Source organism: Azospirillum canadense, assembly GCF_025961225.1.
Lineage (GTDB): Bacteria > Pseudomonadota > Alphaproteobacteria > Azospirillales > Azospirillaceae > Azospirillum > Azospirillum canadense.
In genome coordinates this window covers 378,295-403,152 of record NZ_JAOQNG010000007.1, presented here as the reverse complement: position 1 = coordinate 403,152, position 24,858 = coordinate 378,295, and the positions used below count along the sequence as shown (strand labels likewise).

18 protein-coding genes and 2 pseudogenes are annotated in these 24,858 nt (G+C 68.5%); 7 read left to right on the top strand and 13 right to left on the bottom strand.

Features of this window, described 5'->3' with window-relative positions; genetic code table 11:
* The first annotated feature begins 67 nt into the window (after positions 1-67).
* Together M2351_RS29635 and M2351_RS29630 are read left to right on the top strand one after the other, a co-directional pair.
* Positions 68-964 carry a DMT family transporter gene (locus M2351_RS29635; RefSeq protein ID WP_264659620.1) on the top strand — a complete coding sequence of 299 codons (897 nt, stop codon included), beginning with the start codon at positions 68-70 and terminating at the stop codon, positions 962-964.
* 77 nt (positions 965-1,041) lie between these two features.
* Positions 1,042-2,139: pseudogene (locus M2351_RS29630) on the top strand (IS701 family transposase); the annotation flags it as partial.
* Positions 2,140-2,159: 20 nt separating this feature from the next.
* On the opposite strand, the gene M2351_RS29625 reads toward M2351_RS29630, so the two are convergent.
* The gene (locus tag M2351_RS29625) at positions 2,160-4,289 is read right to left on the bottom strand and encodes a recombinase family protein (RefSeq protein WP_264659619.1); all 2,130 of its coding nucleotides are present in this window, start codon (positions 4,287-4,289) and stop codon (positions 2,160-2,162) included.
* A 229-nt stretch (positions 4,290-4,518) separates the two neighbouring features.
* Here M2351_RS29625 and M2351_RS29620 point away from each other — a divergent pair.
* Positions 4,519-4,752, top strand: a pseudogene (locus M2351_RS29620) (IS701 family transposase); the annotation flags it as partial.
* Positions 4,753-5,197: 445 nt separating this feature from the next.
* Here the strand turns inward: M2351_RS29620 and M2351_RS29615 are convergent.
* The 8 genes from M2351_RS29615 to M2351_RS29580 form a co-directional block, all read right to left on the bottom strand.
* Positions 5,198-5,452 carry a DUF4167 domain-containing protein gene (locus M2351_RS29615; RefSeq protein WP_264659618.1) on the bottom strand — a complete coding sequence of 85 codons (255 nt, stop codon included), beginning with the start codon at positions 5,450-5,452 and terminating at the stop codon, positions 5,198-5,200.
* 514 nt (positions 5,453-5,966) lie between these two features.
* Complete coding sequence (locus M2351_RS29610) at positions 5,967-6,785, bottom strand: enoyl-CoA hydratase/isomerase family protein (RefSeq protein WP_264659617.1); 819 nt, start codon at positions 6,783-6,785, stop codon at positions 5,967-5,969.
* A complete protein-coding gene (locus M2351_RS29605) occupies positions 6,782-7,999 on the bottom strand; it encodes a CaiB/BaiF CoA transferase family protein (protein WP_264659616.1) in 1,218 nt (405 codons plus the stop codon). The genes M2351_RS29610 and M2351_RS29605 overlap by 4 nt, the downstream gene beginning before the upstream one ends.
* A gap of 53 nt (positions 8,000-8,052) precedes the next feature.
* Positions 8,053-9,333, bottom strand: coding sequence for a TRAP transporter large permease (locus M2351_RS29600; protein ID WP_264659615.1), 1,281 nt, complete (start codon positions 9,331-9,333; stop codon positions 8,053-8,055).
* Entirely contained in the window at positions 9,330-9,911 is a 582-nt protein-coding gene (locus M2351_RS29595) for a TRAP transporter small permease (RefSeq protein ID WP_264659614.1), read from the bottom strand. Before M2351_RS29595 ends, M2351_RS29600 begins: the two co-directional genes overlap by 4 nt.
* Positions 9,912-10,077: 166 nt before the next feature.
* Positions 10,078-11,376: an IS701 family transposase gene (locus M2351_RS29590; RefSeq protein ID WP_264655659.1), complete on the bottom strand. Its 1,299-nt coding sequence runs from the start codon at positions 11,374-11,376 to the stop codon at positions 10,078-10,080.
* 78 nt (positions 11,377-11,454) lie between these two features.
* A complete protein-coding gene (locus M2351_RS29585; RefSeq protein WP_264659613.1) occupies positions 11,455-12,450 on the bottom strand; it encodes a TRAP transporter substrate-binding protein in 996 nt (331 codons plus the stop codon).
* A gap of 73 nt (positions 12,451-12,523) precedes the next feature.
* The gene (locus tag M2351_RS29580) at positions 12,524-13,717 is read right to left on the bottom strand and encodes a pyridoxal-phosphate-dependent aminotransferase family protein (RefSeq protein WP_264659612.1); all 1,194 of its coding nucleotides are present in this window, start codon (positions 13,715-13,717) and stop codon (positions 12,524-12,526) included.
* Positions 13,718-14,009: 292 nt separating this feature from the next.
* On the opposite strand from M2351_RS29580, the gene M2351_RS29575 reads away from it, so the two are divergent.
* Both M2351_RS29575 and M2351_RS29570 read left to right on the top strand, forming a co-directional pair.
* Positions 14,010-16,952 (top strand): FAD-binding and (Fe-S)-binding domain-containing protein, encoded by a 2,943-nt coding sequence (locus M2351_RS29575; RefSeq protein ID WP_264659611.1) that lies wholly within the window; start codon positions 14,010-14,012, stop codon positions 16,950-16,952.
* Positions 16,949-17,623 carry a GntR family transcriptional regulator gene (locus M2351_RS29570; RefSeq protein ID WP_264659610.1) on the top strand — a complete coding sequence of 225 codons (675 nt, stop codon included), beginning with the start codon at positions 16,949-16,951 and terminating at the stop codon, positions 17,621-17,623. Before M2351_RS29575 ends, M2351_RS29570 begins: the two co-directional genes overlap by 4 nt.
* A gap of 46 nt (positions 17,624-17,669) precedes the next feature.
* On the opposite strand, the gene M2351_RS29565 is transcribed toward M2351_RS29570, so the two are convergent.
* Complete coding sequence (locus M2351_RS29565) at positions 17,670-18,566, bottom strand: hypothetical protein (protein WP_264659609.1); 897 nt, start codon at positions 18,564-18,566, stop codon at positions 17,670-17,672.
* Positions 18,567-18,700: 134 nt separating this feature from the next.
* Here M2351_RS29565 and M2351_RS29560 point away from each other — a divergent pair, with 134 nt between their 5' ends.
* Positions 18,701-20,881: an Ig-like domain-containing protein gene (locus M2351_RS29560; RefSeq protein ID WP_264659608.1), complete on the top strand. Its 2,181-nt coding sequence runs from the start codon at positions 18,701-18,703 to the stop codon at positions 20,879-20,881.
* A gap of 257 nt (positions 20,882-21,138) precedes the next feature.
* Complete coding sequence (locus tag M2351_RS29555; protein ID WP_264659607.1) at positions 21,139-21,927, top strand: RibD family protein; 789 nt, start codon at positions 21,139-21,141, stop codon at positions 21,925-21,927.
* A 15-nt stretch (positions 21,928-21,942) separates the two neighbouring features.
* Here the strand turns inward: M2351_RS29555 and M2351_RS29550 are convergent, their stop codons facing one another.
* The 3 genes from M2351_RS29550 to pqqA form a co-directional block, all read right to left on the bottom strand.
* On the bottom strand, positions 21,943-23,130 hold the full coding sequence (locus M2351_RS29550) for an ABC transporter substrate-binding protein (RefSeq protein ID WP_264659606.1): 1,188 nt from the start codon (positions 23,128-23,130) through the stop codon (positions 21,943-21,945).
* Positions 23,131-23,225: 95 nt separating this feature from the next.
* Positions 23,226-24,311 (bottom strand): pyrroloquinoline quinone biosynthesis protein PqqE, encoded by a 1,086-nt coding sequence (gene pqqE / locus M2351_RS29545; protein ID WP_264659605.1) that lies wholly within the window; start codon positions 24,309-24,311, stop codon positions 23,226-23,228.
* A gap of 128 nt (positions 24,312-24,439) precedes the next feature.
* Complete coding sequence (pqqA, locus tag M2351_RS29540; protein WP_264659604.1) at positions 24,440-24,553, bottom strand: pyrroloquinoline quinone precursor peptide PqqA; 114 nt, start codon at positions 24,551-24,553, stop codon at positions 24,440-24,442.
* Positions 24,554-24,858 lie beyond the last annotated feature (305 nt).

Below are 24,858 nucleotides of genomic sequence, written 5' to 3'. Positions count from 1 at the left end.
AACCGGCTCTCAAAGCAGCGCGTCACAAAGCAGCCTGTCTTCCGATGCCGCCGCCGCCGCTCCTGTGATGCCGCCGGTCCAGACACTGGTCGGGCTGGGGCTTGCGGTGGCGGGGGTGGTGGCCTTTTCGCTGCGGCCGGTCATCATCAAGCTGGCCTACCGCTACAATGTCGATCCGGTGACGCTGATCATGCTGCGCATGGTCTTCGCGCTGCCCTTCTTCCTGGGCATGGCCCTGTGGTCGGGCGCGCGGGGGGAGCGGGCGCCCATAGCGGGCCGTGATCTGGCGCTGACCGTCGGGCTGGGCATCACCGGCTACTACGCCGCCAGCTTCTGCGATTTCCTGGGGCTGCGCTATGTCTCGGCCGGGATGGGGCGGTTGCTGCTGTTCCTCTACCCGACCATCGTGGTGGTTCTGTCGGCCCTGTTCCTCGGCAAACGGATCGGCCTGCGCGAGGTGGTGGCGCTGGTCGTCTCTTACGCCGGCGTCGCGCTGGTGGTGTGGTCGGAGGTCGGGACCGGCCATCCGAACTTCATGGCCGGCGCCGGGCTGGTCTTCTTGGGGGCGTTCCTCTATTCGATCTATCTGGTCGGCAGCAGCCGGGTGGTGCAACGGATCGGCTCCATGCGCTTCACCGCCTACGCGATGACGGCGGCCTGCCTGTGCTGCATCCTGCAATTCGTTGTGCTGCGGCCGCTTTCGGCCCTGGATCTGCCGATGCCGGTCTATGGCCTGTCGGCGGTGATGGCGGTGGTCTGCACCGTATTGCCGGTTCTGATGACGGCGGAGGCGCTGCGGCGGGTCGGGCCCAATCTGGTGGCGCTGAGCGGCGCCATCGGCCCGGTCGCCGCCGCGGTCTTCGGCTATCTGGTGCTGGCGGAGCCGATGGGCTGGCTGCAATTGGCCGGTGCGGCCCTGACGGTGGCCGGCGTCATGATCATCACGCTCTGGAAGACCGCCTGACCCGGCTTTTCGGCCATCAAGCGGTTCAGCAGAGCTCTAATACTACTGTGTCATAAGTGTCGTCCCATATAGGGTCTATGGCACAGACGAGTTTGGATCGGCAGGACGCGGCGGAGCGTCGGTTTGAGGAGTATCTGGAGGCGATCGGAAGCGTGCTCGGGCATGCGGATCGACGCGCCCCGATGCACGACTACTGCACGGGGCTTCTGCTCCCCGGACCGCGCAAGAGCGTGGAACCGATGGCCGCGCGCGTCGCCCCGCAACGTGTGCAGGCGGCCCATCAGTCGCTGCATCACTTTGTCGCCAAGGCCGAGTGGAACGACGAGGCGATTTTGGACGCCGTGCGCGAGCGCGTGCTGCCCCCCATCGAGCGCCACGGTCCGATCCGACACTGGATCATCGACGACACCGGCGTGCCGAAGAAGGGCAAGCTCTCGGTCGGCGTGGCCCGGCAGTACTGCGGCCAATTGGGCAAGCAGGACAACTGTCAGGTCGCCGTGACGCTGTCGGTCGCCAACGAGCAGGCCAGCTTGCCGATTGCGTACCGCCTTTACTTGCCGCAGAGCTGGGCGGACGATCTGGAGCGGCGGCGCACCGCTGGCGTGCCCGAGGCGATCGGGTTCGAAACCAAACCGCAGATCGCGCTTGGCCAAGTGCGTGCGGCTCTGGCCAAGGGCGTGTCCCGTGGGCTCGTGCTGAGCGATGCCGGCTACGGCATCGACACGGGCTTCCGCACGGGGCTCACTGAGCTTGGTCTGCGTTATGTCGTCGGTGTCCAATCCTCGATCAGCCTGTGGCCCCCTGGCCAGGAGCCGCTGCCTCCGAAGCCCTGGAGTGGGGTGGGCCGGCCTCCCAAGCTGAGGCGCCGGGATGAGGAGCACAAACCCGTTTCGGCCCTGGAGCTGGCCAAGAGCCTCTCGGCTCAGGCATGGCGCGCGATCACCTGGCGCGAGGGCACGAACGCGCCTTTGGCCTCGCGCTTTGCCGCGGTGCGCGTCCGGCCGGCGCATCGGGACGACTGGAGAAGCGAACCGCACGCCGAGGAATGGCTGCTGATCGAATGGCCCAAGGGGGAAAAAGAGCCGACCAAGTATTGGCTGTCCACCCTGCCCAAGAGGACCACGCGGACTGAGTTGGTGGCCGCCGCCAAGGGGCGGTGGCGCATCGAGATCGACCAGACATGATGCCTCCATAATTACATGGAATCGTCCTCGACGGAGCCTGGGGAACCCGGTTCCCACACTCGTGGTGCCGCGTGCAGAGCCCGCAGCCGGGTCAGTTCCACGTCGTCGGCCTGGATCATCCAGACTGACTTGCCCACCCCGGTGACCAGGTGGCCAGTGATTGCGCCCTTGCGCAGCCATGCGTAGAGGGTCGGCTTGGGGATGTTCAGGTGGCGGGCCAGGGCCTCCAGTGTCCAATCGTGCGGGGATGCCGTCATGGCACGCCGGGCCCGCTCGTTGGGCCAACGTTTCAGCCCCTGCCGGTAGAGCAGGCCCCGGACCGTAGCCGCCGAGAAGGGACCACGGCGCTTGGGCGGGACCCAGCCCTCCGCGTTCAGCGTGTCGGCGATCGCCGACGCCGTCCGGCCGTCGGCATGCAAGGCGGCGACCCGCTCCAGCAACGCCGGGTAGGTGCTCAGTTGCTCGAGGCGGGCGACCGGTCGGGCCAGCGTCGTGCGAGTGCTGTGGCCGCCTGCCCACCGACAGTCCAGCGTGACGGTCTCGCTGTTGTTCTCGACGCTGATCACCACCCGGTCGAGGATCTGACGGACAACCGCCTGCCGGTCGGCCATGGTCGTCGTCGGAGCGTGCCAGAGCGCCGGCAGGTCCACGGCCAGGCGGCGGATCTCCGCCTGTTCCTCGGCACTTAGGGCGGCGGGCTGATGTGCCAGGAACTGCTCGTACTCGGCCCGCACGTCGGCCTCGGCCACCAGCGTCGCCTCCCATTGCTGTTCCAGCGTGCGGGCGACCAAGCGGTTCTCCGGCTCGACCGCGTTGTACTGCCGGAACGCGCGCTGGGCCTCGTAATGAGCCCGCTCCAGCCGCTGCGCCCAGTGCCGGTGCAGTGCGGCGCGTTCGGCGGCGAGGTCCTCGGCGGCGCGCAGGCTGACCTCGAGGGCAGCCGGTTGCAGCGCGCGCAGCACCAGGGCTGAGATCGCCTCGTCCACGGTCGCGGCGACCAGGGATTGGCACAGCGGCGCGGCGTAGCTGGATGCCGCCCGGTTGCAGACGTAGCGCGCGGCGTGGCCGTTGCTCTTGTACTGGGTGGTCATTCGCTGGCCGCAGCGGCCGCAGACCACCAAGCCCGACAGCAGCGCCGTCCCGCCGCGGCTCACCCCCGTGGCCTGCGCCATATTGGCCTCGAGTTGGCGAAGATTGGCCTCATAGTGCTCCCAAGTGATGTAGGCGGGGAAGCGGTCCTTGAGCAGCACCGCCCAGTCGCCCAGAGCGGCCACCCGGCGGCCGGTCCCGGGCCGCCCGGCCTTCTGACGGCGTGGATCGGTCGGTCGCCGGCCGTAGGCGTAGGCGCCGGCGTAGATCGGGTTGTGGAAGAGGTTGCTCAACGTGGCCCGGTTCGGACGGTGCCAGGCGAGCGGCTCGCCGGGCCGGCCCCCGGTCCGGTCCGGCAGCTCGATCCCGTGCTCGACTAGGTAGCGCAGGACGCCGCTCAGCGTCCGGTGGCGGTCGAAGAGGTCGAAGAGCAGGGCGACAACGGCGCGCGCCTGCTCGTCGGGATCCTGGATGACAGTTCCGTCGGGCTGTCGGACATAGCCGCGCGGGAGGCAGAGATGGAGGTCGCCCCGGTCGGCCTTGGCCTGCTTACCGTGCAGCATGCGCGTCTTCAGAATGTGCAGTTCCGCCTCGCTCATGGTGCCCTTTAGGCCCAGAAGGAGTCGGTCGTTGAAGTTCTTCGCGTCGTAAATGCCTTCGGTGTCGCCGAGCAACGTCCCGAAGATCGCGCAGATCTCAAGCAGCTGGTGCCAATCGCGGCAGGACCGGGCGAGCCGCGACATCTCGATGCCCAGCACGATGCCGACATGGCCCAGGCCAACCTCGGCCACCATGTGCTGGAACCCAGGCCGGCCTTCGGCCGAGCTTGCGGAGCGGCCCAGGTCGTCGTCGATCACGAGGATTTGGCGGCGCGCCCATCCCAGCGCCACGGCGCGCTCGACCAGTGCGTATTGCAGGCGGGTGGATTCCTGGTGCCGCTCAACCTGCTGGAGGGTCGATTGCCGGACATAGACGACGGCCGACCGGGTCAGGTGATCCGCTGTCAGCTTGCCGCCGTCGCGTCCGGCAACCACAGCCGTGACCGTGCTCATGAGGCGCCTCCGTCGACGGTTCGGGCACCGCCAAAGGGCGGCAGGCCATGCCGGCGAGGAGGCGGATCAGGTGGGTTTTCCGATCCGTTGGAACGGTCGGCCAGATCTCCGGGTTCGCCAGCCGTTGATCGCTCATGGCGACCTGCCAACCATCGTGCCAGCGACAGCAATGCGTCGCAGCCCACTCTGGGCGCCGGTTCCGAAGCAGTCAAACTTACAGAGGTATTAGCGGTGGCAGGTTGAACGCGATTATCGCGAACTCAAGCAGGAGGTCGGGCTCGGCCACTTCGAGGGGCGGGGCTGGCGCGGCTTTCATCATCACGCCAGCCTGTGCATCGCCGCCTACGGCTTTCTGGTCACCGAGCGGTGTCTTTTCCCCCCTGAGCACCGCTTCCAGCCCGGGCCGCGCCCGGCACCTGCCGTTCCCGCGGAGTACAAGCCCCGAGGGGCTCGTGCGTCCTGAACGCCACGTGCCAACCTCCATCGCCTCCATCCGGCGCCAGATCGCCGTCCGCTTGGCCCGCCGGCTGCCAAGATGCCCGTGCTGCCTTCAGACCTGTCCTCTTCAGAAACGCAGCTTATGACACAGTAGTACTAACAGGCTGCGGAAAAAGTCGGGCAAAGGAGGTAGAGGCCCTTTATGTTGCGGCCTGATTGCCAAGGCGAACACCGCATATTGTGGCTCTTGGCCTCCGACAAGACTTTTTCCGCACACTGCTAAAGCAGATTTCCATCTGCTTTAGATCCACATGGCCTCATTTGCCGGCTCTCAGCGGATGCCTGTGGCATCCGCCTGCCGCCAGCGGGAACGAAGTTCCCGCGAGAGGCAGGACTTCGGCCGCCAATGTCTGAACAAAAGGCTGGCGGCCGGGACTGCGGTCGCAGTCCAAAGTGGATTGCAATCGGCTTTAAGGATCGTTGCGGCCATGGGCGACGCGAAACCAATGTTCGGCGTGTTGGCGGCACGTTTCGGCTTCGACGGCATCGCCGGCTCGCTCGGCATCGGCGGCGCGGGCAAGCCATTGCGCGTGCTTTTGCTCGGCCGAACCATTCACCTTTGGGTGGGCTCGCGCCGGGGCTCCATGTGCGGCCTGCTGCGGGGCTGCTTTGCCGAATCGCGGCTGCCGACGGGCTCGACCGCTTGCCGGGTTGTCAAAAGGCATGAATGCTGTCCTTGGGTGGTCGGCAGGCCGCGATCAGGAGCAATGAACCATTCTCGAAGGCCTAATCCTGGCTCTCGCGCGTCACGCCGGAGAAGGCCCGGAACGCGTCGGCCACATCATTCATGACCTGCGGGAAGAACGCAACCCGACCGACAAGCGGACCCTCGGCAATCGGCGTGGGCCGGGGTAGACCACGGGGCGGGGGAGGCGTTTTGCCACCGTCCCGTTCGTCCGCGCGCGGAGGTTCGTAAAAGTGGAGCGCGAGTTGCCCATCAGGTTCGGCGGCGTAGGGGCGTCCGGGCACAGTCCGGCGCTCCGCACCCGGAAGAACATATTGCTCGCCTTGGGCGGTCCGTTCCGTCAGCGGCATCCAAAACACCCGGTTACCGGTCACACTCACGCTCAACCTATCAGGTTTCCACCAATCCGCGTCAGAAAAAGTGGCTAGTCGCGCCCGTCGCGACAAGCCGAAACGCCCATTCCATTATACCGTAAAGCCGGATCAACGCGTCCGTCAGGTTCCTTTCCAATGCGGGAGACGCTTGTTGAGGAACGCATCCATTCCTTCCCGAAAGTCTTCGCTCATGTAGCACATCAGGATGAGGTCTTCGCCGGCGTCAACGCCGGCGCCGCTGCCGGTGGAGGCCCCGGCCTGCAGGCGGCGCAGGGCTTCCTTGGTCGCGCGCAGGGTCAGCGGGGCGTGGGCGGCCACCGTGCGCGCGAGATCCTCCGCGCGGGGAAGCAGGTCGGCGGTGTCGGGAACGACCTCGCCCAGCAGGCCGATGGCCTTGGCCTCCTCGGCCTCGATCAGCCTTGCCGTGAAAATCAGGTCCTTCACGCGGGCGGGACCGATCAAGGCGGACAGGCGCGCGTAGTTCGCCATCGACAGGCAGTTGCCGAGCGTCCGGGCGATGGGAAAGCCGAACTTCGCGTTCGCCGCCCCGATCCGCAGGTCGCAGACCGCGGCGATGCCGGCCCCACCGCCGGTGCAGGCCCCGGCGATGGCGGCGATGGTCGGCACCCGGCACCGCTCCAACGCAGACAACACGCGGTCGATGCGCGCCTCGTAAGCGAGCGCGTCCTCGGGCGTTTCGAAGGCACGGAACTGGGAAATGTCGGTGCCGGCGGCAAAGGCCTTGTCGCCCGACCCGGTCAGCAGCATCACCCGAACCGTCGGGGAGGCGTCGACCTCCGCGCAGATGTCGGCGAGCCGTTCGTACATGGCGAAGGTCAGGGCGTTGCGCGCCTGCGGCCGGTTGAAGGTGACGCGCGCGATGCCGTCGCGCACCTCGAACAGCAGCTCATCGCCCATTGGATTGCTGGTCGTGTTCATGCCACCACCTTGGCGTCGGCGAGGGCGTCGATGGCGGCCGCGTCGTAGCCCAACTCGGCGAGGATGACGCGGCTGTGCTCTCCGAACGTGGGGGCGGCGCTGCGCACGCCGCCGGGGGTGCGGGAGAACTTGATGGGCAGGCCGATCGCCTGCACGGGACCGGCCCGGCTGTGTTCCACCTCCACCACCATGCCGCGGGCCGTGGTGTGCGGATGCTCGTGCATCTCGGCGATGCTCAGCACGGGGCCGGCGGGGACGCCGGCCTTCTCCAACGCGCACAGCCAGTCGGCGGTCGTGCGGTGGCGCAGGATGTCGGACAGCAGGGCTTCCAGTTCGCCGAGGTGGCTCATGCGGTGCGCGTTGTCGGCGAAGCGCGGGTCGTCCTGGAGGTGGCGTGCCTCCAGCGCCTCGGTTAGGCGCAGCCAGTTGGTCTGGTTCGCGGCGCCGATGTTGATCCAGCCGTCGGCGGTCGGAAAGGCCTGGTACGGGCCGTTCAGCGGGTGTGCGGACCCCATCGGCCCCGGGCTGACGCCGGTGGCGAAGCGGATGGCCGACTGCCAATAGGTGTGGATGATGCCGGCCTCGAACAGGGAGGTGTCCACCCGCTGCCCCTGGCCGGTCCGCTGCCGCTCGACCAGCGCCGCCATGACGCCCATGGCGCCCAGCAGGCCGGCGGTGATGTCGGTCACGGGGGCACCGACCTTCACGGGCGGGCGACCGGGCCCCTCGCCGGTGATGCTCATCAGCCCGCTCATTCCTTGGGCGATCAGGTCGAAGCCTCCCTGGTCGGCGAGCGGACCGCTGCGGCCGAAGCCGGAGATTTCGCAGAACACGATGCCCGGGTTGATGGCGCGCATGGCCTCATAGCCGAAGCCCAGCTTCTCCATGGTGCCGCGCCGGTAGTTCTCGATCACCACGTCGGCCCCGGCGATCAGGCGCCGCAGCACCTCCTTGCCCTCCGCGGCCTTCAGGTCGAGCGCCACGCCGCGCTTGTTGCGGTTCATCATCATGTAGGCGGCGGATTCCCCGTCGATGGCCGGCGGGACCATGCGGCGGCTGTCGTCGCCGCCGGGGATCTTCTCCACCTTCACCACGTCGGCTCCCATGTCCGCCAGCATCAGCCCGCAGACCGGCCCGGCCATGATGTGCGCCAGTTCCACCACCTTGATGCCGGCGAGCGGTCCGCCCACCGGTTTGCCGTCTGTGTGCAGCATGAAAGCGTGTCCTTGGGATGTCGGAAGGGGGGCGACGGTCCGGTGAATGCGTCTCAATAGAACAGGTTGACCAGCCCCAGCGACAGCGCCGGCACGTACGTGCACAGCAGAAGGACCAGCACCAGGACGCCGATGAACCACAGGTTCACGCGGGTCGTGGACCAGATGTCCGCCCGGGCGATGGAGCAGGCGGCCATCAGCACGCTGGCGACCGGGGGCGTCTGCTGGCCAATGGCGAGGTTCAGCGTGACGATCAGGCCGAAGTGGATCGGGTCGATTCCGGACTGGACCACCAGCGGCATGACGATGGGCACGACCAGGATGATCGCCGCGGCCGAGTGCAGGAACATGCCGAGGATCAGGAAGGCCACGTTCAGCAGCGCCAGCACCGCGTAGGTGTTGGTCGTCAGTCCGGTGATGGCGTGGGCCAGAGCCTGCGGCAGCTGCGCCTCGGTCAAAAAGGTGCTGATCAGCGCCGAGGCGGCGACCAGCAGCATCACCACCGCTGTCTGGATGCCACCCTCGATGCAGGCGCGGTACAGTTCGCGCAGGTTCAGCTCGCGGTAGATGACGACGCCGACGAACAGCGCCGCCAGCACGGCCAGCGCCGCCCCTTCGGTGGCGGTGACGAAGCCGCCGAAGATGCCGCCGAGGATGATCAGCGGCAGCAGGAACGCCCAGATCGCGTCCTTGAAGGTTTCGACCACGCGCTTCACCTGGAAGCGCTCCTCCACCGGGAAGCCGTTGCGCACCGCAAGGTAATAGGCGGTGCCGGCCAACCCCACGGCGCCGAGCAGGCCGGGCACGATGCCCGCGACGAACAGCTTGACGACCGAGGTGCCGGACATCACCGCGTAGAGGATCATCGGGATGGACGGCGGAATGATGACGGCCAGGCTGGCGGAGGAGGAGCAGACCGCCGCCGCATACTCCTTGGAATAGCCGCGCCGCTTCATGGCCGGGATCAGGATGCTGCCCAGCGCCGCGATGTCCGCCACCGCCGAGCCGGAGATTTCGGCGAAGAACAGCGAGGCGCCGATGGAAACCATGGACAGGCCGCCGCGCACGAAGCCGACCAGCGCCGTGGCGAAGGCCACCAGCCGGCGCGAGATGCTGGACGCGTTCATGATGGCGCCGGCCAGGATGAACAGCGGCACCGCCAGCAGGGGGAAGTTGGTGGCCCCCTCGAACATGACCAGCGCCACGTTGGGCAGCATGTCCGGCCCCTGGGCGATCAGGATGGTGACGGTCGCCACCAAGCCCAGCGCCACGGCGATCGGGACGTTCAGCAGCACCAGCGCCAGCATCCCGGAGAGCATGAAGCCCATGGTCATCGCGGCGCACTCCCGCCCAGGGCGCCCGGCGCCGTTGAGGTGGTGGCCGTGCGGTTGGCGTTGGCCGCGTGCATCTGCGCCTCCTTGGTCTCGGCGTCGGCAAAGCCGGCCCCGCGGGCCTCGGCAAGGGCCTGGGGCAGCCGCAACGCCTCGGCCAGGATCACCAGCGCCGCCCCGACGGGGATGACCGACTGCGTGACGCGCAGCGGGACCCAGGGCAAGCTGACCATGCGGTCGTTCTCCAGGATCGCCAGCACCTCCATGCCGGTCCAGGCGAGGGTGCCGAAGAAGGCGAAGACGCACAGCTCGGCAACGACGGTGGCGACGACCCGCCAGCGCGGCGGCATCAGGTTGACCACCTCCGGGCAGCCGATGTGCGCGCCCTTCAGGGCCGCCAGCGCGGAGCCGTAGTAGGTAAGCCAGCACAGGCCGATGCTCGCCACCTCGTCGTACCAGACGAGCGATTGGCCGGCGGCGCGGAAGAGAAAGCCGGCGCAGACGATCAGCGACAGGCCGACGACGAGGAGAACGACGACGACTTCCAAAAGCCGTTCGAATCCAGTGCGGATGGTGTCCATGCGGCGTGTTCCAGGCAGGAGGGCCGGGGCCAAGCAGGTTTGCCCGGATCGGGCCAGAAATGGCCCGGCCCGGGCGAACCTGCGGACTCTATGGATTTGCAGGATTTGCGAGCCCGCCCCTGTGTGGGCGGAGTTCGGAAATCCTGCTTAGTACTACAGCGGGGATTTACCGGTTTGGGTACGGCGCCTCCAATGGAACTGGCGTGCGCGTTGCTGGTGTTGGCGCCGCCAGACGGACCAAGCGATAACGACGGTGGGTTCGGGCCGCGGCAGGCCGATCCAGGATGCAAGCAGGCGGCGGATTTCCGGCACGGTGAGGGGCAGCAAATCGGCCGACAGATCGACGCGCTCCTCGCCCCCCGATAGCCGCCGCTCGGGCGACGGTGAGAAAGGCCAAGGCGAACATGGCCAGCGTGACGTGGCGGTGCCACGCCGTCCAGGTGCGCACCTCGTACTGGTCCAGCCCCACCTCGCCCTTGGCGGCTTCGAAACACGCCTCCACCGTCCAGCGTGTGCCCGCGATCCGCACCAGTGTCAGCAACGGCGTGCCCTCCGGCGCAAAGGTCAAATAGTAGGTCAGCTTGTCCGGTTCCGCGATCGAGCGGCGCACCAGCAGGCCACGGCTCCAGCCCGCGCGCAGTGACGGATAGCTCTTGTACGCCCAGTCGTAGAGCCGCGGGCCCTTGGCCCCATCGCCGGCGCTCAGTCGCTGCCAGTCGCAAGCCCCTACGCGGGCGACGGCCCGCTCCTTGACCGTATCAAAACCGAGCGGCGCCCGTTGTTTGCTGGTGACCGCCAGGACATAGCCAATCGGTTGCCGTTCCAACCACAGCCGCAGCGCGTAGTCGCCGCCGTACACGCTGTCGGCCGTCACCCAGGCGCAGGGCACCCCCGCCGCAACGGCGCGCTCCAGCATCGCCCGGCCCTGCTTCGGTTTGGTGGCAAAGCCCACCTCCTCCGGCACCCCGGCCAGACGCCGGCGTTCGGCATCCGCCGTCCACTCCTCCGGCAAGTACAGCGCGCGATCAATCAACGCCCGGCCGCGGCGGCTGGCATAGCTCAGGAACACGGCGACCTGACAGTTCTCGGTACGCCCGGCGGTGCCGCAGTACTGGCGTTTGACGCCGACCGAGCGGGTGCCCTTCTTGAGAAAACCGGTCTCGTCGAGCACCAGGACAGCGTCGGCATCCCCCAGGTGCTCAACCACATAAGCTTGCAGGTCATCGCGCACCGCCTCGGCGTCCCAGCGGGCGCGACCAAGGAAGTCGTGCAGGGCGTCCGGCGTGCGATCGCCGGCGGCTTCCGCCAGATGCCAGCCGTTCTTGCGCTCCAGAGGGGCCAGAAGACCGCGCAAATACGTCAGTGCCCGCTGACGCGCCTCCAGGCGACGAAAGCGGGGCGCAAGCTGCTCCACCAGATGCTCCAGCGCGCTCGCCCATCGTTCCGCTTCAGCAATGGTCGTCATCCGTGGACCCTCCCTACTGATCCACGCTTAACAGTCGGCGCCGCTCAAACTCACCTTCGGATAATCCCCGCTGTAGTATTAGGACTTATTTGCCAGCGACAGCGCGCGGTCGATCAGCGCCTTGCCGTCGGGAACTTCCTTGGCGAACTCGTCGTAGATCGGGGCGCTGGCCTTGATGAAGGCGTCCTTGTCCGCCTCGTTCACCTGCATTCCGGCGTCCTTCAGCTTCTTCAGCAGGTCGTCGTCGAGCTGCGCGGCGATGCGGTAGACCTCCGGTTCGGTTTCGCGGGCGGCCTCGGTCAGCGCCTTCTGGATTTCGGGCGAGAACTTGCTCCAGCTGCGGCCGGCGGTGAGGTAGGCCGGGGTGTAGACGTGCCCGGTCAGCGACAGGTACTTCTGCACCTCCTGGAAGCGCGCCGGGTAGATCTGCGACAGCGGGTTCTCCTGCCCGTCCATGACGCCGGTCTGCAGCGCCACGAACACCTCGGAAAAGGCGAGCGGGCTGGGGTTGGCGCCATAGGCCTGGAACATCTTCACGCGCCACGTCCCTTGCGGCACGCGCAGCTTGATGCCCTTGAGGTCGTCGGGCTTGACGATGGGTTGGCGGTTGTTGGTGATGTGGCGGAAGCCATTCTCCCACACCGCCAGGATGCGGTAGCCCTCCTTCTCGCCCGCGGGGGCGAGGACGGGCATGACGATCTCGTCGCGGATCCGCTTCATGTGCTCGCGGTCCTTGACGAGATACGGCATCTCGAACAGGCCGAAGACCGGCGCCACCGACGACATGACGGTGGAGGGCAGCGACAGGTCGATGGTGCCCAGCTTCAGCTTCTTCAGCATGTCGGAGTCGCCGCCGAGCTGGCTGGACCCGTAGATGACGACCTTGGCCTTGTCGCCCAGCTTGGCGTTGACCTTCTCGGCGAAGATCTTGGCCGACTGCTCGAACAGCGATCCCGGCTCGCCCACATGGCCCAGCTTGATTTCGGTCTGCGCCTGCGCCGCGGACGCCAGCAAAGAGCCCGCGAACAGCACCGACGCGACCAGCGCCCTGGTGTGGCTCATCATGCAGCTCATCTTGGTCCCTCCCTCGTGCGTGCCGTTTTTGTTGGCCGCTTTTGTGTCGTTGGAGTTGTCGGACGATAGGCTCTCAGGCCGTGGCGGCCTCCTGTCCGGCCGCGGCCGTCTGCAGGAACCGCATCGCGGCGTCGACGCCGCCCTTGCGGTGGGGAACGCCGGCAAGCTCCAGTCCCATTTCGACGCCGGTCAGCGTGCCGGTCAGCGTGAGGTCGTTGAAGTCGCCGAGATGCCCGATGCGGAACACCGTGCCGGCCACCTTGCCGAGCCCGGCGCCCAGCGATAGGTCGAAGCGGTCCAGGATGATGCGGCGCAGCCGGTCGGCGTCCTGCCCGTCCGGCAGCAGCACGGCGGTCAGGGCACTGGAATATTCGGACGGATCGAGCGCCAGAAGCTCCAGACCCCAGGCCTCGACGGCGCGGCGGGTGGCCTCCGCGTGGCGGTCGTGGCGCGCGAAGACGTTGGCCAGCCCCTCCTCATGCAGCATCGCGACGGCTTCGCGCAGGCCGTAGAGCAGGTTGGTGGCGGGCGTGTAGGGAAAGAAGCCGGCCTGGTTGGGCTTCAGCATCTCCGCCCAGTCCCAATAGGAGCGGGGCATGCAGTTGGCGCGGCTGGCGGCCTGCGCCTTTTCGGACACGGCGTTGAAGCTCAGCCCCGGTGGAAGCATCAGCCCCTTCTGCGAGCCGCTGACCGTGACGTCCACGCCCCATTCGTCGTGGCGGTAGTCGATGGAGGCCAGCGACGAGATGGTGTCGACCAGCAGCAGGGCGGGGTGCCCGGCGCGGTCGATGGCGCGGCGCACCAGCGGGATGCGGCTGGTGACTCCGGTCGATGTCTCGTTGTGCACGACCATGACCGCTTTGATGGCGTGTTCCCGGTCTTCGGACAGGCGCGCCTCGACCGCGTCCGGATCGACGCCGTGTCGCCAGTCGCCGGGCACGAAGTCGCATCGGATGCCGAAGCGGTCGGCCAGATTGCGCCACAGCGTCGCGAAGTGCCCGGTCTCGAACATCAGGACCCGGTCACCCGGCGACAGCGTGTTGACGATGGCCGCCTCCCACGCGCCGGTGCCGGAGGCCGGGTAGATCACCACCGGCTGCTCGGTCCGGAAGATGGTTTTGATGCCGGCCAGGACCTCCCGTCCCAGCGCGGCGAACTCCGGCCCGCGGTGGTCGATGGTCGGGCGGTCCATGGCCCGCAGGATGCGGTCGGGCACGTTGGTCGGCCCCGGGATCTGAAGGAAGTGGCGTCCGCTGCGATGGGCCATGACGGCGTTTCCCTCCCGCCTTTCCGGCGTTCGCTGTTTTGTTCGTATGGCAAACAAGTTTTGCATGCAAAATGCGCTTTGCGCAAACAGCAATTGCACAACCACGGTTGGCGCTTTCGGGGTGGTGCGATCCACAAAGGGCGTATGGCCCCGCCGTCTCTCGACAGGAGTGCCCGGGATCCGTAAGGATTTTGCGTGGATTTGCCAACAGTGGGCGCTTCGATGGAACACGACGGCCCACTCCACGCCGAGGCTGAATTTTGAATACAATTTGAGCCGGAGGACACGCCCCATGCCGCTGGACCACCGCACCGCTCCGGCCGCCCCGTCCCGCAAGCGCGTGCCCGTCGGCGATGGCGCCCTGGCCGGGCGATTGCGCCGTGCCCTGAAGGGAGACGTGCTGTTCGACCGCTTCTCGCGCGGGCGCTACAGCACCGACGCGTCGATCTACCAGATCGAGCCGGTGGGCGTGGTTATCCCGCGCGACGCGGAGGATGTGGCCGCGGCGGTCGCGATCGCGGTGGAGGAAGGCGTGCCGGTCCTGCCGCGCGGCGGCGGCACCTCGCAATGCGGGCAGACGGTGAACGAGGCGCTGGCCCTGGACTGCTCCCGCCACCTGAACCGCATCCTGGCAGTGGACGCCGGTGCCCGGACCGCGGTGGTGGAGCCGGGCATCGTGCTGGACCACCTGAACAAGGCGCTGAAGCCGCTCGGCCTGTGGTTCCCGGTCGATGTCTCGACCTCGGCGCAGGCGACCATCGGCGGCATGACCGGCAACAACAGCTGCGGCACGCGCTCGCTGCGCTACGGCAACATGGTGCACAATGTCCGCGCCATCGAGGCGGTGCTGCCCGACGGGACGCCGGTCCGCTTCGACGCCACGCCCCCGGCGCCCGGGCGCCATCGGGAGCTTGAGGACGCGCTGAAGGCGCTGCACGCCCGCGAGGCCGACGAGATCGCCGCCCGCTTTCCCGCCGTCCAGCGCAAGGTCGGCGGCTACAACATCGAGCGGCTGGGGGGCGCACACCCGAACCTTGCCAAGCTGCTGGTCGGATCGGAAGGCACGCTGGCCTTCTTCCAGAAAATCGAATTGGCGTTGGCGCCGCTGCCCCGGCACAAGGTGCTGGGCGTCTGCCACTTCCCGACCTTCCGCAAGGCCATGGAGTCGGCAAGGGACATCGTCGCGCTGAAACCCGCTGCGGTGGAACTGGTGGACCGCACTATGATCGCGCTCGGCCGCGACATCCCCCTGTTCCGCGCGACCATGGACCGCTTCATCAAGGGTGAGCCGGACGCCCTGCTGCTGGTGGAGTTCGCCGGCGAGGATCGCGAGGAGGAGATCGCCAACCTGAAGCGGCTGGTCGAACTGATGGGCGACCTGGGCCTGCCGGACGCGGTTGTGGAGGCGATCGATCCGGCCTTCCAGTCGGCCATCTGGGAGGTGCGCAAGGCCGGCCTGAACATCATGATGTCGATGAAGACCGAGGGCAAGCCGGTGTCCTTCATCGAGGACTGCGCTGTGCCGCTGGAGCGTTTGGCCGACTACACGGAACGGCTGACCACGGTCTTCCACAAGCACGGCACCACCGGCACCTGGTACGCCCACGCGTCGGAAGGCTGCCTGCACGTCCGCCCCGTTCTGAACCTGAAGCAGGAGCTTGATGTCCGGAAGATGCGCGCCATCGCGGAGGAGGCCTTCGCCTTGGTGCGGGAATACAAAGGATCCCATTCCGGCGAGCATGGCGACGGGCTCGTCCGCTCCGAATTCCACGAGGCCATGTACGGCACGCGCCTGGTGAACGCCTTCCGCGAGGTGAAGACCCTGTTCGACCCCGCCGGCCTGTTCAACCCCGGCAAGATCGTCGATCCGCCGCGCATGGACGACCGCAGCCTGTTCCGTTTCAAGCCCGGCTACGCCGGCGTGTCCATCGACACCGCCCTCGACTGGTCGGAGTGGAACGGGTTCCTTGGTGCGGTGGAGATGTGCAACAACAACGGCGCCTGCCGGAAATCCGACCCCGGCGTGATGTGCCCCTCCTTCCGCGCGACGCAGGACGAGCAGCACGTCACCCGCGGGCGCGCCAACACGCTGAGGCTGGCGGTGACCGGACAACTCGGCCCCGACGCCCTGACCTCCGACGGGGTGATGGAGGCGCTGGACCTCTGCGTCGGCTGCAAGGGCTGCAAGCGCGAATGCCCGACCGGCGTGGACATGGCCCGGATGAAGATCGAGGTGCTGGCGCAACGCCGCAAACGCATGCCCCTGCCTCTGCGGGAGCGGCTGATCGCGTGGCTGCCGCGCTACGCCCCGCTGGCGTCGCGCCTGGGGCCGCTGCTGAACCTGCAGAGCCGCATCCCCGGACTGCCCGCGCTGACGGAACGGCTTTTGGGCTTCAGCCGGCATCGCCCCTTGCCGCTCTGGCACGCACGCCCGTTCCGGGAGACGGGACGAAAGGCGGCGGGGCGGGTGGGGGAGGTCGTGCTGTTCGCCGACACCTTCAACCGCTGGTTCGAGGCGGACAACGCCCGCGCGGCGGTCCGCGTGCTGGAGGCGGCGGGCTATGCGGTCCACGTCGCGGCCCCGGCCGATGCGCAAGCCGCCGATGGCGGCCGTCCGCTGTGCTGCGGCCGGACCTTCCTGGCCGCCGGCCTTGTGGAGGAGGCCCGTGCCGAACAGCGGCGGCTCGTCGCGGCGCTGCTGCCCCATGTGGAGCGCGGGCGTCCCATCATCGGGCTGGAGCCTTCCTGTCTCCTGACGCTGCGCGACGAGTCGACGGCGGTGCTGCCCGGTCCCGACGCCGCGCGGATCGCCGGGCACGCCCTGCTGTTCGAGGAGTTCATCGACCGCGAACGGGCCGCCGGGCGGCTGGACCTGCGCCTGAAGCCGTTGCCGGTGCGCCGGGCCCTGGTGCACGGCCATTGCCACCAGAAGGCCATGGGCGCGATGCCGCCGGTGGAGCGCGTGCTGAAGCTTGTGCCTGACCTTGACGTGTCGGTGGTACAATCCACCTGTTGCGGGATGGCCGGCGCCTTCGGCTATCAGGCGGAACACCACGAGGTGTCGATGAGGATCGGGGAACTCGACCTGCTGCCGGCCGTGCGGGCCGCCGATGCGGACACCATCCTGGTGGCCGACGGGACGAGTTGCCGGCACCAGATCCGGGACGGCGCCGGCCGCGAAGCGGTGCATGTCGCCGTCGTTCTGGCGCGGGCGTTGGTGGGAGGCGCCGGATGACGCCGATCGACCGCAGCAGCCTGCACGCGGAGGTCGTCTCCCGCCTGCGCGCCGCCATCGTCGACGGCGAGCTGGCCCCCGGGGCGCGCGTCAACGAGCGCGAACTGTGCGAGCGGTTCGGCGTCTCCCGCACCCCTCTGCGCGAGGCGCTGAAGGTCATGGCCAGCGAGGGGCTGGTGGTCCTGCTGCCCAACCGCGGCGCCCGCGTCGCCACGCTGACCCGCGCCGACATCGAGAACACCTTCAAGGTGATGGCCTGCCTGGAGGCTCTGTCCGGCGAACTCGCCTGCGCCCGCATCACCGACGAGGAGATCGCCGAATTGCGCGCGCTCCACTACGAGATGCTGGCCCAGCACGCCCGGCGTGACCTGCCGGCCTATTACCGGCTGAACGAGCGCATCCACCACATGATCCTCATGGCCTCGGGAAACCCGGTGCTGATCGCCACCCACGCCGGCCTGGCGTTGCGCATCCGCCGCGCCCGCTACGTGGCGGACATGCCGCATGGCTGGTGGGATCAGGCCGTGCGCGAGCACGAGCGGATTCTGGATGCCTTGACCCGGCGCGATGGGGCGGCCATCGCCGTGCTGCTGCGGCAGCATCTGGAGCGAAAGATCGACCTGATGGCCCGCTCCGCGGACGATGTCCCGGAGACGTCGACGGCGGCCTGAGCGTTCGACGCCGGTTGCGGCGCGGTGCAACCGGGAACGCGGAGGTTCAAGCCGATCCGTTGGACGACGGAGCGCAACGGCCCTTCAGCCCGGCCGCCAGCGCCTCCAACTCCCTTGCCACGGACGCAACCACGGGCGCCCAGCTGCCGGGTTCGGGCTGGTGGAAGAGGCGAAGCGTCGGGTACCAGGGGCTGTCGTCGCGATTGGTCAGCCAGCGCCAACAGCCTCCGAAACGCGACAGCACCCACACCGGCTTGCCCAACCCGCCGGCCAGATGCGCGACGGATGTGTCCACCGTGGTGACCAAATCGAGCCCGGTGATCAGCGCCGCGGTGTCGGCGAAATCGCCGATCTCGTCCATCCGGTCAATCAGCGCCAATCCGTTTGGCGGGTCTTCGGCCTGGGCGGCGGAGCCTTTTTGCAGGCTGTCGAAGGCGATGCGCTCGGCAGCCCCGTCGATCGCGCCCAGCGGCGCGAAATCGTCCAGCGTCAGGCTGCGGCGCCGGTCGACCGCGTTGGCCTTGGGGCTGTGCGGCCGTGGATCGCCCGACCACACCAGCCCGACCCTGAGCCGTCCGTCGGCGGGCAGCCGGGTGCGCCAGCGCTCGACGTCGGCGGGATCGGCGGTCAGGTACGGCATGTGCGCCGGGATGCTGTCGAGCCCCGTGCGGAAGGCGCGCGGCAGGCTGAGCAGCGGGCAATGCAGGTCGGTGACGGGCAACGGGTCGTGCAGGTTGTGCACCGACAGCAATCCGGGAATGCGCTCCATCAACCGGCGCAAGCCGCTGTGCACGGCCAGGCGGACTTGGCCGCCGCGCTGCGCCACCAGGGGAGCGTAGCGCACGAAGTGCAGCACGTCGCCGTTTCCCTGCTCGGCGTGCAGCAGGATGCTGCGGCCCTCCAGCGGTTCGCCGTTCCACAGCGGGCCCGGGGCCTTGGGCACGGGGAACTCGCCGATCTGCCAACGTGCCTCGTAATAGGCCCAGGCCTCGCTCAGCCGCCCCGCTTTGAGCAGCGCCAGCGACAGGTTGAAGCGCGCCGTCGGGTTGCGCCGATCCCGACAGCGGCACGCTGACGGTGACGCTGGCCCCGACCCAGGCGGCCCTGGGGACCACGGCGGCGGGGCAAGCGACCGTCGCGACGGCCATCGACGGCACCGTGACCATCACCGGCTCGGTCGGCAACGTGAACGCAACCCTGGCCAACTTGCGGATCACCGGCGGCACCTCCTCAACGGCGACGATCGCGGTGACGGTGAGCGACGGCGCCACCACGCCGGCGACCGGCACGCTGACGCTGCCGATGGTGGACACCACGCTACCGGGCAGCCCGACGATCACCGCGGCCAGCACCGACGCCGGCACGCTTCCGGTGACGCTCACCGACCGTAACCGGCTGTACGTCCGCGGCAACGCCGAGGCCAACAGCCGCGTCGTCCTGTCCGATGGCGGAACCGAAGTGGCGACCGTCACCGCCGACGCCCGGAGGGCCTGGGTCGTGGACCTCAGCGCGGCGCCTCTGGTGGACGGCACCCACGCCTTCACCGCGCGGGCGGCCGACGCGGCGGGCAACACCGGTTCGGTGTCCACCGCCCTGTCGGTCGTCGTCGACACCGTTGCCCCGTCGACGCCGTCGGTCGCCTTCACCGGCGGCACCATCGACCGCGCCAAGCAGACCAGCGTCGGCTTCGTCCTCTCCAGCGCGGAGGTCGGGACGACCTACCGCTGGACGCTCGCCTCCTCGGGCGGCGGCAGCCCTCTTTCGGGGACGGGAACGGTCGGCAACGCGAGCGACACGGTCGGCGGGATCAACGTCTCGGCCTTGGCTGACGGCACCCTGTCCCTGTCGGTCACGCTGACCGATGCGGCGGGCAACGCCTCGGCGGTCGGGGCGGCGACCGTGACGAAGGCCGCAGGCACGCTGGTGGACGGTGCCCAGGTCCAGACATCCGCCGGGCAGGCCAACGGAAAGTCCGTCAGCACGGTGATGGTCCAGGCGACCACCGACGGCCGCGCGGAGGATCCCGGCACCCCGAACGCCGGACTGGCCGATGTGCCGTTGCTTCAGGAAACGGTGACCGATCCGACCAGCGGCCTGCCGGTGGTGACGACCACGCTGCAGGTCGGCCTGCCGACCGGCGTCGGCGTGACGGCGAGCGGCCCGACGAACCGCGAGGCGCCGTCCCCGACGCTGGCCGACCTGATCCGTGAGATCGAGGCGCACACGGCGGCCGGATCAGCGTCGCGCACCGATCTGGAAGGGGGTGGCGCCAGCTTCCTGAACGCCCTGCCGCAGCAGGCTTCCCTGCTGCTGCGCACGCTCGCCTTCACCGCGCCCGGCACGCCGGGGGCGGCGGTCCGCGTCACCGGCGCCACGCAGGCGACCACCACCCCGACGGCCCTGGTCATGGACACCACCGGCGCCACCGGGCCGCTGACCATCCAGCTCGACCGGGTGGAGTTCGCCGCGGTGATCGGTTCGGCGACGCTGACCGGCGGCGAGGGCAACAACGTGGTCTATGGCGACTCCAGCAGCCAGTCGCTCATCCTCGGCCCCGGCGACGACCTGTTGTCGGGCCCCGGCGACGACCTGTTGTCGGGCCCCCGCGACGACCTGTTGTCGGGCGGCGGCAACGACACGGTGGCCAGCACGCTCGGCAACGACACGCTGTACGGCGACGCCGGCGACGACCTGATGAACGGCGGTGACGGCGACGACCTGATGGACGGCGGCGCCGACAATGACCTGATGGGCGGCGGCGCCGGCCGGGACACCATGGGCGGCGGGGCCGGCAACGATGTCCTGATCGGCGAGGGCGGCGATGACGCGCTGTTTGGCGGGACCGGCAGCGACAGCCTGTTCGGCGGTGCCGGGCACGAAGCGCTGTTCGGCGAGGACGGCAACGACACGCTCTTCGGCGGCGTCGGGGACGACGTGATGTCCGGCGGGGCTGGGGACGACCTGCTGTTCCTCGACCAGGGGGCCGACACGGTGTGGGGCGGCGCGGGGGCGGACACCTTCGCGCTGGGCGGCTCGTCCGGTGGTGCGATGGTGATGGATTTTATCGCCGGCACCGACCGGCTGGCGCTGTTCGATCCCACGCTCGACCTCAAGAGCGTGATCGCCTCGGCGCGCGTCGTAAACGGCAACACCGTGATCGATCTGCGTCCGGGCGCGAGCGTCACCATCGTTGGTCAGGCCGGCGTTGGTCAGGCCGGCGTTGGTCAGGCCGGCGATGTCTCTCGCTGGTTTGCCTGACGTGGAGCGGGCCATCCGCCGTGACCAGCGTTCCGCTTCCCGTTAAAGCGAACTTCCGTTCGCTTTCGATTCAAATGGCCTCGCCTGCTGGCCGGGACCGCAGGCGCGATCCAAAGCGGATGGCAATCCGCTTTAGCGCGTCCTTTGGAAGGCCCCACGCTCCTTTCGCGCTCTTCGTGGCCAGGGCGGCGGTGTTATCATCGGGGATGGCCGCAAGCGTGTTGAGGCTCTTCCCCGGACCGCCGGAAGAGGTCGCGTTGACGGGCCTGTGCCTGGCGGACGCCGTGCACAGGCTGGGCAGCCCGGCCGCGCCCTTCGTGTACGCAAGCTTCGTCGGCAGCCTGGACGGGCGCATCGCCTTGCGGGATCCGCAGTCCGGGACCAGCAGCCTGCCGGTCGAGATCACCAGCGAGGCCGATTTTCGTCTCTTCCTCGAATTGCAGGCGCAGGCCGATTGCCTGATCACCCACGGCGGTTACCTGCGCGATCTGGCGGCGGGCCGGCTCGACGACGTCCTGCACATCGGGACACAGGACGCGGGCCGCGGCCTGGGGCGTTGGCGGGCGGAGAACGGCCTGGCCCCCCAGCCCGCCGTGGTGATCGCCAGCGCAAGCCTCGACTTCCCGATCCCGGACTCCTTGGCGCGGGCGTCGCAGCGGGTCCTGATCGCGACGGGCCGGCAGGCGCCGCCCGAGCGGGTCGAGGCGCTGCGGGCGCGCGGTTACCCGGTCATCATCGCCGGTGACGGCGCGTGGGTGGAAGGTGCGCCTCTGGTCCGGGAGCTTGGCGCCCTCGGCTTTCGCAGCCTGTACCTGCTGGCCGGCCCCCGCATGCTGTCGACCATGCTGCGGGACGGAGTGCTGTCGCGGCTCTACCTCACCGTTGCGCATCGCCTGCTGGGCGGCGAGAGCTTCCACACCATGACGGTGGGGCCGGGGTTGGGAAATGCCGGCCGCCTGCGCCTGTCGTCGCTCCATTACGACGCCGCCGCGCCGGACGGCACGGGCCAGTGGTTCGCCCGGTTCGAGCCGCGGCAGCCCGCCTGACCTCAGCGCCCAACCTCAGCGCAGGCCGTAGCCGTAGTCGGGCTGGTCCGGATAGGCGTCCAGCTCCTTGTTGACGTACCGCGAACCGTCCTTGGTGACGACCCGCAGATAGACGGTCTGGCGGATGTGCCGGGACTGGGGATCGATGCTGACCGGACCGCGCGGGCTGATCCAGCTGGCGCCCTTGACCGCGGCCAGCGCCTGTTCGGGATCGTGGGTGGCGCCGTTGCGTTCGATCATGGCGTAGATCAGGCGTGCCCCGTCGTAGGCGCCGACCGTGGCCATGGTGACCTCCTCGATCCGCCCGCCGGCCTTCTCGACGCTCGCCAGGAAATCCTTGTTCTCCGCCGACTCGTGCGACGAGGCGTAGTGGTAGGTGGAGTAGACGCCGAGACTGGCGTCGCCCAGCGCCGGCAGGTCCGGTTCGGGCACCACGTCGCCCGTGGTCAGCAACTTGACGCCGCGCGCCTTCAGCCCGGTCTCGTGAAAGGCCTTCACGAAGGCGAAGGTCGCGGGGCCGCTCGGCAGGAAGGCGAAGGTCGTGTCGGCGCCGGAGTCGCGGATCCTCTGCATCACCGGGGCGAAATCGGTGGCGCTCAGCGGCACCCGGACGCTGTCGGCGATCGTGCCGCCCAGCGATTCGAAGGTGGTCTTGAAGGCCTTCTCCGCGTCGAGGCCCGGCGCGTAGTCGCTGACCACGATCGCCACCTTCCGCGCGCCGAGCGTCCGGGCGGCGGCCTGCGCGGCCGGCACCGTGTTCTGCCAGATCGTGAAGGAGGTGCGGACGATGTGGGGGCTTTTCTCGGTGATCGCCGACGCCGCGGCGTTGAACACGACGAGCGGCACCTTCGCCTCGTCCAGCAGGGGGGCGATGGCCAGGGCGTCCGGCGTGAAATACACACCACCCAGATACCGGACATCGTCCTTGACGATCAGCTCCTGCGCGATGGCCTTCGCCCGCGCCGGGTTGGGCGCGTCGAGGTCGCGGTAGATGAACTTCACCTCGTGTTGGCCGGCGCGGTCGCCGTGCGCCGCCGTGTAGGCACCGATGCCCACTTGGAAGCTCCGGCCGAACAGTGCGTAGGGGCCGGAGAAGGGGCCGATGATCCCGACCTTGACCACATCGGCCGTTGCCGGCGCGACCGCCGAAACGGACAAGGCGAGCGCGAGGGCGGCGGCTTTCATCATCGTCGGCGTGATCATCGCGGTCGCCCTCTTCGTTCCGGGTGTGACGCGATGATACGCCAAAACGGCGACGGTTTTCTTGCGGCGATCTTGGCCTAGCGAATTTGGAATCGCTACGAATGGCGCCGATACACAAAAGGCTCGTCGCCTTGTGCCGCCTCGCGCTCCGCAAGCGCCGCGACCTGCGCGTGGTCCGGCGCCAGTTCGCACACGGGATCGGTGGCGGCCGCGTCCCCGGACAGGGCGAGCGCCTGGCAGCGGCAGCCGCCCCAGTCGATTTCCCGGCGGTCGCAGTCCCGGCAGGGCGGCGGCATCCAGCCCGTCCCGCGGAACCGCTCGAAGGCCGGCGAATCCCGCCAGATGGCGCCGAGCGGGCGGTCGCGCACCGTCTCGAACGTCAGGCCGGGGATCGTCTCGGCGGCGTGGCAGGGCAGGACCTTGCCGGACGGCGTGATGTTGATGAAGCGCCGCCCCCACCCACCCATGCAGGCCTTGGGCCGGTGGGCGTAATAGTCGGGAACGACGTAGTCGACGACCAGCCGTCCCTTGAGCCCGGGGATCCGGTCGCGGACCACGGCATCCATGCGCAGCAGCTGGTCGCGTGTCGGCATGAGCGCCGCGCGGTTCAGCAGCCCCCAGCCGTAATACTGCACGTTGGCCACCTCGATGCGGCCGGCGCCCAGGTCGAGGGCGAGGTCGAAGAACTCGTCCGCATGGTCGATGTTGTGCCGGTGCACCACGGCGTTCACCGTCAGAGCCAAGCCCGCCGCGACCACGTCGCGGGCGGCGCGGCGCTTGCGCTCATGAGCGCCGGGGAAGCCGGCGACGCGGTCGTTCCCCTCCGGTCGCGTGTCCTGGAAGCTGATCTGCACATGCTGGAGGCCCGCCGCCTTCAGCCGATCCAGCCGGCGGCGGTCGAGCGTGACGGCCGACGTGATGAGGTTGCTGTAGAGCCCGGCCTGCGTGGCGTGTTCCACCAGCGCTTCCAGGTCGGTGCGCGCGCAGGGCTCTCCGCCGGAGAAATGGATTTGCAGGACCCCGATGTCGGCGGCCTCAGTCAGCACCCGTTTCCAGCTGTCGGTGTCGAGTTCACCGGCTTTGGCCTCCAGCGCCAGCGGGTTGGAGCAGTAGGGACAGGCCAAGGGACAGCGGTGGGTCAGTTCGGCCAGAACGGCGTAGGGCGGTTCAGGCGCCGTCATGACGTCTGGGATCCTCCATGACGCTTGTGGCATGACGCTTGGGGCATGGCGCACGTGGCGTGGCGCATGCGGCGGCAGCGGGCCGGTTCGATCCCGCCGCCGCCCTGTGCGTCCTTGCGTAAAAGCCGTTACAGCTGGGCGCAGGCGTAGGCGTTGATTTCGGTGCCGACGGCGATCTCGCGGATTTTCGGTTTGCGCCAGGTCTTCATGGTGCGTTCCCTCCGATGGATGGCGAGGACCATCTGGGGTGTCGGCCCTCTTGAGGAAAGCCTATCGGCACGCCCAGGACGCGACCATGATACTTATGGAGAGTGGCGTGGAAAATACGGATATAATTGCTGCAATGCAAAAATAAAAACAGCGCGTTCACGGGTTTGTAATTGGAAAAATTAAAAAAACACGGCGTTGATTTGGCATGGATATCGAATCAAGGGCGAATGCAGCGATTGTTTTAGTCTTGTGCTTCGTTCATCGTCGACGATTTCGGCGGTGACGGTCCAGCGCAAAATGGGTTTGGAATCGCGGGCTTTGCTCCTCCTCCTTGGGA

Excerpts from the sequence above, each read along its gene's own strand:
- M2351_RS29615 (WP_264659618.1), bottom strand. The coding sequence starts at position 5,452 with ATGCCTTTTGACAACCCGGCAAGCGGTCGAGCCCGTCGGCAGCCGCGA.
- M2351_RS29550 (WP_264659606.1), bottom strand. The coding sequence starts at position 23,130 with ATGATCACGCCGACGATGATGAAAGCCGCCGCCCTCGCGCTCGCCTTG.
- M2351_RS29635 (WP_264659620.1), top strand. The coding sequence starts at position 68 with ATGCCGCCGGTCCAGACACTGGTCGGGCTGGGGCTTGCGGTGGCGGGG.
- M2351_RS29610 (WP_264659617.1), bottom strand. The coding sequence starts at position 6,785 with ATGAACACGACCAGCAATCCAATGGGCGATGAGCTGCTGTTCGAGGTG.
- pqqE (WP_264659605.1), bottom strand. The coding sequence starts at position 24,311 with ATGACGGCGCCTGAACCGCCCTACGCCGTTCTGGCCGAACTGACCCAC.
- M2351_RS29625 (WP_264659619.1), bottom strand. The coding sequence starts at position 4,289 with ATGAGCACGGTCACGGCTGTGGTTGCCGGACGCGACGGCGGCAAGCTG.
- M2351_RS29595 (WP_264659614.1), bottom strand. The coding sequence starts at position 9,911 with ATGGACACCATCCGCACTGGATTCGAACGGCTTTTGGAAGTCGTCGTC.
- M2351_RS29600 (WP_264659615.1), bottom strand. The coding sequence starts at position 9,333 with ATGACCATGGGCTTCATGCTCTCCGGGATGCTGGCGCTGGTGCTGCTG.
- M2351_RS29605 (WP_264659616.1), bottom strand. The coding sequence starts at position 7,999 with ATGCTGCACACAGACGGCAAACCGGTGGGCGGACCGCTCGCCGGCATC.
- M2351_RS29570 (WP_264659610.1), top strand. The coding sequence starts at position 16,949 with ATGACGCCGATCGACCGCAGCAGCCTGCACGCGGAGGTCGTCTCCCGC.
- M2351_RS29590 (WP_264655659.1), bottom strand. The coding sequence starts at position 11,376 with ATGACGACCATTGCTGAAGCGGAACGATGGGCGAGCGCGCTGGAGCAT.
- M2351_RS29585 (WP_264659613.1), bottom strand. The coding sequence starts at position 12,450 with ATGAGCTGCATGATGAGCCACACCAGGGCGCTGGTCGCGTCGGTGCTG.
- M2351_RS29575 (WP_264659611.1), top strand. The coding sequence starts at position 14,010 with ATGCCGCTGGACCACCGCACCGCTCCGGCCGCCCCGTCCCGCAAGCGC.
- M2351_RS29580 (WP_264659612.1), bottom strand. The coding sequence starts at position 13,717 with ATGGCCCATCGCAGCGGACGCCACTTCCTTCAGATCCCGGGGCCGACC.
- pqqA (WP_264659604.1), bottom strand. The coding sequence starts at position 24,553 with ATGGTCCTCGCCATCCATCGGAGGGAACGCACCATGAAGACCTGGCGC.